The organism is Streptomyces sp. SM1, assembly GCF_002910825.1.
Lineage (GTDB): Bacteria > Actinomycetota > Actinomycetes > Streptomycetales > Streptomycetaceae > Streptomyces > Streptomyces okerensis.
Map to the genome: position 1 here is coordinate 1 of NZ_NEUB01000138.1, position 3,311 is coordinate 3,311.

The 3,311-nt window shown below is 73.3% G+C and carries 3 protein-coding genes; 1 reads left to right on the forward strand and 2 read right to left on the reverse strand.

All coding sequences use genetic code 11. The features are described from left to right. Positions 1-32: 32 nt before the first annotated feature. Positions 33-917 carry a non-homologous end-joining DNA ligase gene (ligD, locus tag B9S61_RS02990; RefSeq protein ID WP_103540784.1) on the reverse strand — a complete coding sequence of 295 codons (885 nt, stop codon included), beginning with the start codon at positions 915-917 and terminating at the stop codon, positions 33-35. A gap of 64 nt (positions 918-981) precedes the next feature. Between ligD and B9S61_RS02995 the strand changes: the two genes are divergently transcribed. After that, complete coding sequence (locus B9S61_RS02995) at positions 982-2,004, forward strand: Ku protein (protein ID WP_103540785.1); 1,023 nt, start codon at positions 982-984, stop codon at positions 2,002-2,004. Between the two features lie 232 nt (positions 2,005-2,236). On the opposite strand, the gene B9S61_RS03000 is transcribed toward B9S61_RS02995, so the two are convergent. Further along, positions 2,237-3,311, reverse strand: a 1,075-nt coding sequence (locus tag B9S61_RS03000) for a beta-ketoacyl synthase (protein ID WP_146064689.1), incomplete at its 5' end; no start/stop codon positions are given.

Sequence of the window (3,311 nt, forward strand, 5' to 3'; positions counted from 1 at the left end):
TGGGCCGGTCGTCGGTGGGCCGGGGTGGTTGTTCAGTGCGGCAGTGGGGGTGTGTGCGGGCGGGTCAGGAGAGGGGACAGGAGATCGCCGTGGGCCTGTACGCGGGGGGCGATGTCTGGGGCGCGGAAGGCCAGCCGGTCGGGGGAGCGGCAGTCCTCCACCTCGTCCCAGGTCACCGGGGCCGACACCAGGGGTTCGGGCCGCGCGCGCAGGGTGTACGGGGTGGCCGTGGTCTTCCGGGCGGCGTTCTGGCTCCAGTCGACGAAGACCTTCCCGGGCCGCAGATTCCGGTTCATCCGGTGCAGCACCAGCCGGGGCATGGCCTGCTCCGCCTCCACGGCCAGTCCCTTCGCGTACTCCGACACCCGTTCGGAGGAAGCGCCGCGCACCGCGGCGAGCAGATGCAGCCCCTTGGAGCCGGAGGTCTTGGCGTACGCCCCGATGCCGTCCGCCGCCAGCCGCTCCCGCAGCCACACCGCGACCTCGCAGCACTGCACGATCGTCGCGGGAGCGCCCGGGTCCAGGTCGAACACGATCCGGTCGGCCTGCCCGGGGTCCCCGACGAGCCACTGGTGCGTATGGAACTCGGTGACCAGGTTCGCCGCCCACATCAGGCTCGGCAGATCCTGCACCAGCACCATCCGGGCCGGCCCCTCGGACCGCGGCACCTGCGCGGTGGTGACCCAGTCGGGCGTACCCGGCGGCACGTTCTTGGTGAAGAACACCTGGCCGTCGGGCCCGTCCGGATACCGCAGGAACGACACCGGCCGGTCCCGCAGATGGGGCAGCAGCACATCGGCGACGGTCGCGTAGTAGTGCAGTACCTCCGCCTTGGTGAACCCCGTGGCGGGATACAGCACCTTCTCCAGATTGCTGAGCGCGAGCCGTCGCCCCTCCACCTCGGTGATAGGCGCCATACGATGAGAATCCCACGCAAACCGGGACAGGTGCTCCGACAGTGATCGGCAGACGACCGGAAAGGTGCTGCACGTGAGATCCATTTGGAACGGCGCGATCTCGTTCGGCCTGGTCAGCATCCCGATCAAGCTGGTGAACGCCACCGAGAACCACTCGATCTCCTTCCGCCAGATCCACACGGAGGACGGCGGCCGGATCCGGTACCGGAAGTTCTGCGAACTGGAGGACCGCGAGGTCACCGGCCAGGAGATCGGCAAGGGCTACGAGGACTCGGACGGCACGATCATCCCGATCACCGACGAGGACCTCTCCGGGCTGCCGCTCCCCACCGCCAGGACGATCGAGATCGTCGCCTTCGTCCCCGAGGACCGGATCGACCCGCTCCAGATGGACGCCGCGTACTACCTGGCGGCGGGCGGGGCCCCGGCGGCCAAGCCGTACACGCTGCTGCGCGAGGCGCTGAAGCGGAGCAACAAGGTGGCCATCGCGAAGTACGCCCTGCGCGGCCGGGAGCGCCTGGGGATGCTCCGCGTGGTCGGTGACGCCATCGCCATGCACGGACTGCTCTGGCCGGACGAGGTCCGCGCCCCCGAGGGCCTCGCGCCCGACACCGATGTCACGGTCCGTGACAAGGAGCTGGACCTCGCGGACGCCCTGATGGACACCCTCGGCGAGGTCGATCTGGAGGACCTGCACGACGAGTACCGGGAGGCGGTCGAGGAGGTCATCGCCGCGAAGGCCTCCGGCGAGGCCCCGCCGGAGGCGCCCGCGCCGGAGCGGGGCGGCAAGGTGCTGGACCTGATGGCCGCGCTGGAGAGCAGCGTGCGCGCGGCCCGGGAGTCCCGTGGCGAGGAACCGGGGGAGGAGGCCGAGGTCAAGCCCATGTCCCGGCGCGGGGCCCCCCGCTCGTCGCCCAAGGAGACGGGGGGCAGGAAGTCGACGTCGACGGCGAAGAAGAAGACGGCGTCCTCGGCCCGGAAGTCGACGTCGAAGACCGGCCAGGGCGAGAAGAAGGCGACGGCGAAGAAGACGCCCGCGAAGAAGACCGCGGCGAAGAAGGCGACCTCCCGCAAGCGCTCTGCCTGACCCCTTCGGAACACCGGGAAGGCACCGCCGCCCGGTGTGCGGCCGCGTACGGACGCGACGCCCGGGACGAGGAGGTGCGGGTGGCGAGGCCGCCCGACCCGGCCCCGGCCCACCCACCGGCATCAGGCGCTCCGCGTACCCCGCCCCGCCCGCGGCCGCGCCGCGGGCACCCCACGGCCCCGCCCGCCACGCTCCCCCTCACCCTCACCCTCACCTTCGCCCCGCACCCCGCCTACGCCACGCGCCGCAGCGCCAGCACCGCGTTGTGACCGCCGAAGCCGAAGGAGTTGCTCAGGACCAGGTCACCGGCGTCCGGCAACGCGCGCGGCGTGTCCCGTACGAGGTCCAGGTCGATCGCGTCGTCGAGTTCCGCGCAGCCGACCGTCGGCGGCACCAGCCTGTGGTGCAGCGTGAGCACCGCGGCGACCGCCTCGACCCCGCCCGCGGCGCCCTGGAGATGCCCCAGATGCCCCTTGAGGGCCGTGACCGGCACGTCGCGCCGGCCGAGCACGCCCCGCAGGGCCCGCGCCTCGGCGAGGTCGCCGTCGACCGTGGCGGTGGCGTGCGCGTTGACGTGCACGACGTCCGCGAGCTGTCCGCCGGCGTCCCGCACGGCCCGCCGCAGAGCGAGTGCGATGCCGTCACCGGACGGGTCCGGCGCCGCGACGTGATGGGCGTCGGCGGACAGCCCCCACCCGGCGGCCTCGCAGTAGATACGCGCCCCGCGGGCGCGCGCGTGCTCCTCGGACTCCAGGACGAGCACCCCGGCGCCCTCCCCGTTGACGAATCCGTCGCGGTCCTTGGCGAACGGGTGCGACGGCGAGCCCGCGGCCGGGTCCCCCTCGGCGAGCGCCCGCATCGCCGCGAAGGACGCCATGATCGCCGGTGTGACCACCGCCTCCGCACCGCCCGCGAGGGCGACGTCGACCCGGCCGAACCGGATTCGGTCGACGGCCTGCCCGATCGCCTCGGTGCCGGAGGCGCACGCGCTGGTCACGGTCCGTGCCTCACCGGTGATGTGCAGGTCGAGCGAGACCTGCGAGGCCGCCTGCGAGGGCACCGTCATCGGCGTGGTGAGCGGTGAGACCCCGCGGGGTCCCCGGTCGCGCAGCCTGCGGTCACCGCCGACGAGCACCGACGCGTCCCCGAGGATGGCGCCGAGGCTCACCCCGACCCGCTCCGGGTCGAGCCCGCTCTCGCGGGTCCCGCCGTCCGCGTACCCCGCGTCGGTCCAGGCCTCCCGCGCCGCCAGCACCGCGAACTGCGCGGCGCGGTTCATCCGCCGCGCCGCCTGGCGGGGCAGCAGC